The sequence below is a fragment of the Mesorhizobium sp. M1E.F.Ca.ET.041.01.1.1 genome (genome assembly GCF_003997355.1).
GTDB lineage: Bacteria > Pseudomonadota > Alphaproteobacteria > Rhizobiales > Rhizobiaceae > Mesorhizobium.
Genome location: NZ_RZSL01000699.1, coordinates 1 through 2740, shown reverse-complemented (window position 1 = coordinate 2740; position 2740 = coordinate 1). Strand labels below are relative to the sequence as shown.

General features: G+C 64.5%; 3 protein-coding genes. 1 reads left to right on the top strand and 2 read right to left on the bottom strand.

What is annotated here, in order from left to right; genetic code table 11:
* Nucleotides 1-155: 155 nt before the first annotated feature.
* Nucleotides 156-797 carry a LysE family translocator gene (locus EOA38_RS32805; protein WP_127301183.1) on the top strand — a complete coding sequence of 214 codons (642 nt, stop codon included), beginning with the start codon at nucleotides 156-158 and terminating at the stop codon, nucleotides 795-797.
* A gap of 13 nt (nucleotides 798-810) precedes the next feature.
* Here EOA38_RS32805 and EOA38_RS32800 read toward each other — a convergent pair whose 3' ends face one another.
* Nucleotides 811-1278, bottom strand: coding sequence for a hypothetical protein (locus tag EOA38_RS32800; RefSeq protein ID WP_127301182.1), 468 nt, complete (start codon nucleotides 1276-1278; stop codon nucleotides 811-813).
* The gene (gene rlmN / locus EOA38_RS32795; RefSeq protein ID WP_127301181.1) at nucleotides 1275-2510 is read right to left on the bottom strand and encodes a 23S rRNA (adenine(2503)-C(2))-methyltransferase RlmN; all 1236 of its coding nucleotides are present in this window, start codon (nucleotides 2508-2510) and stop codon (nucleotides 1275-1277) included. Before rlmN ends, EOA38_RS32800 begins: the two co-directional genes overlap by 4 nt.
* Between the last annotated feature and the right edge of the window lie 230 nt (nucleotides 2511-2740).

The window sequence follows — 2740 nt, the reverse complement described above, 5'->3', positions numbered from 1 at the left end:
AATGCCGGCGCTTCACGCGCGGCGACCCCCTCTGTCGCCTTTGGCGACATCTCCCCCTCAAGGGGGGAGATTGTGCCGCCGCCACGCCGGCAGTTGCTGGCGAAACGGACATGGCTGCGCTATAGGGTCTGCGATCCATCCCGCAGGGGCGAGCCATGTCCTTCATTCCCGACACCACGACGCTGATCCAGTTCGCCATCGCAACCGTCATCCTGGCGATCACGCCCGGACCGGACATGACACTGTTCGTGTCGCGCACGCTGAGCCAGGGCCGCGCCACAGGCTTCGCCTCGATGGCCGGCGCGCTGTGCGGCACGCTGATCCATACCACGCTGGTGGTGGTCGGCGTCTCGGCGCTGATCGTGGCTTCGCCGATGGCCTTTTTCGCGCTGAAGATCTTTGGCGCCGGCTATCTCGTCTTCCTGGCCTGGCAGGCGGTGACGAAGGGCTCGGCCTTTTCGCCGGAGAAGAAGGAGGGGCCGCGGATCTCGCTGTTCCGCAGTTGGGCGGCCGGGCTCGGCGTCAACCTGCTCAACCCGAAGATCATCCTGTTCTTCATGACCTTCCTGCCGCAATTCGTCTCCGCGCATGACCCGAACGCGCCGGGAAAACTGTTCTTCCTCGGCGTGATGTTCATCGTGCTGGCGATCCCGGTGACGGCGCCGATGGTGCTGGCGGCGGAGAAATTCGCGGCTGCGATGAAGGCGAGCCCGCGCGTCACGCGCGTTGTCGACTATCTGTTCGGCGGCGTGTTCTCGGCCTTCGCGCTCAAGATCCTGACGGCGCAGGCAAAGTAAGCCTGCGCCGATCTCAGGCTTCAGGATCGAGCAATGGCTCGCGGCGCCAGGTGCCGGCCCAGCGGCCGGCGGAGAGCCAGTAGAAGATGCCGCCGACCATGCCGCTGCCGACTAGCGCGAGCCTGACATTGTTGTCGGTGACATCGAAGTCGGCATCGCCGATATTGTGCGCGAAGCCGAGGAAGACGACGGCGATGACGGCGCCGCCCAGCGCGTAGAACAGCCAGTCGCGACGGCCGAGCACTTCGGCGATCAGGATGACGATCGCCGCCGGCATGAAGCCGAAATAGGCGACGAACAGCGCCACGAAAGGCACCGAAAAATAAAGCGCGGGTGCGATCGTCGAATGCCCGGGCTCCGGCGCATAGGCGAAATAGCCGAGGAAGAGCAGATTGAGGAAGGCGCTGGCCGCCAGCGAGGCGACCGCATAGCCGATCAGGATGACGGCGAAGCGGACGAGATAGGCGATGATACGCCTCACGCCTCGCCGTGCCCCGCAATCATCATTGCCTCGAGCGCCAGCCGGTCGACCTTGCGCATGCGCTCCGATTCCGACTTCAACTGGCCGCAGGCGGCGAGGATGTCGCGGCCGCGCGGCGTGCGGATCGGCGAGGCATAGCCGGCATTGTTGATGTAGTCGGCGAACTTCTCGATCGTCTCCCAGTCCGAGCACTGGTAGTTGGTGCCGGGCCAGGGATTGAACGGAATCAGGTTGATCTTGGCCGGAATGCCCTTGAGCAGCTTCACCAGCGCCTTGGCGTCGTCGAGCGAATCGTTGACGTCCTTCAGCATCACATATTCGAAGGTGATGCGCTTGGCATTGGAGAGACCGGGATAGGCGCGGCAGGCGGCGATCAGCTCCTTCAGCGGGAACTTCTTGTTGATCGGCACCAGAAGGTCGCGCAGATCGTCATTGGTGGCGTGCAGCGAGATCGCCAGCATGACGCCGATCTCCTCGCCGGTGCGGGCGATCTCCGGCACGACGCCGGAGGTCGACAGCGTGATGCGGCGCTTGGACAGGGACAGCCCGTCGCCGTCGGAAGCGATCAGCAGCGCCTTCTTCACCGCCTCGAAATTGTAGAGCGGCTCGCCCATGCCCATCATGACGATGTTGGAGACCTTTCTGCCCTCGGCCGGCACGATGGCGCCGTCCGGCGTGTCGCGGTCGGGGAAATCGCCGAGCCGGTCGCGCGCGGTAAGCAACTGCGCCAGGATTTCTTCCGTCGTCAGGTTGCGCACCAGCTTCTGCGTGCCGGTGTGGCAGAAGGAGCAGGTCAGCGTGCAGCCGACCTGCGAGGAGATGCAGAGCGTGCCGCGGCCTTCCTCGGGAATATAGACGGTCTCGATCTCGACCGGGCGACCGGCGCCGCGCGGCGGAAAGCGGAACAGCCATTTGCGCGTGCCGTCGGAGGAGATCTGCTCCTCGACGATCTCGGGGCGCGCGACGGTGAAATGCTTGTCGAGCTCGGCGCGCAATTCCTTGGAGATGTTGAACATATGGGCGAAGTCGGAGACGCCGCGCACATACATCCAGTGCCAGAGCTGCTGCGCGCGCATCCTGGCCTGGCGCTCAGGGACGATGCCGGCCGCGACGAGGGCGGCGCCAAGCTCGGCGCGGGTCAGGCCGATCAGCGACGGCTTTTCGGCCGCCGGGGTGCGGGCGCGCAAGGCGTCGCGGGCGCCTTCGGCGGTCAGATCGAACGAAAGGGTCATGGTTGCGCCAATATAAGCGGTTTGCGGCCGATTTCAGCATCGTGCCCGAAATGAAGCGAGGCGCATAGCACAGGTTGCAGGCGGAGTCATGGGGCCGGGCTTTCCTTCTCCCACAAGGGTGTTTGGACCGGGGACATCGCGAACAGGTGTGCGAAGACATCGCGAACAGTTTTGCATGCTATCGGGCGAGGGCATTGAGGTCGATGGTTTCTATTTTCTGATGTCTGAAC

Excerpts from the sequence above, each read along its gene's own strand:
- EOA38_RS32805 (WP_127301183.1), top strand. The coding sequence starts at position 156 with ATGTCCTTCATTCCCGACACCACGACGCTGATCCAGTTCGCCATCGCA.
- rlmN (WP_127301181.1), bottom strand. The coding sequence starts at position 2,510 with ATGACCCTTTCGTTCGATCTGACCGCCGAAGGCGCCCGCGACGCCTTG.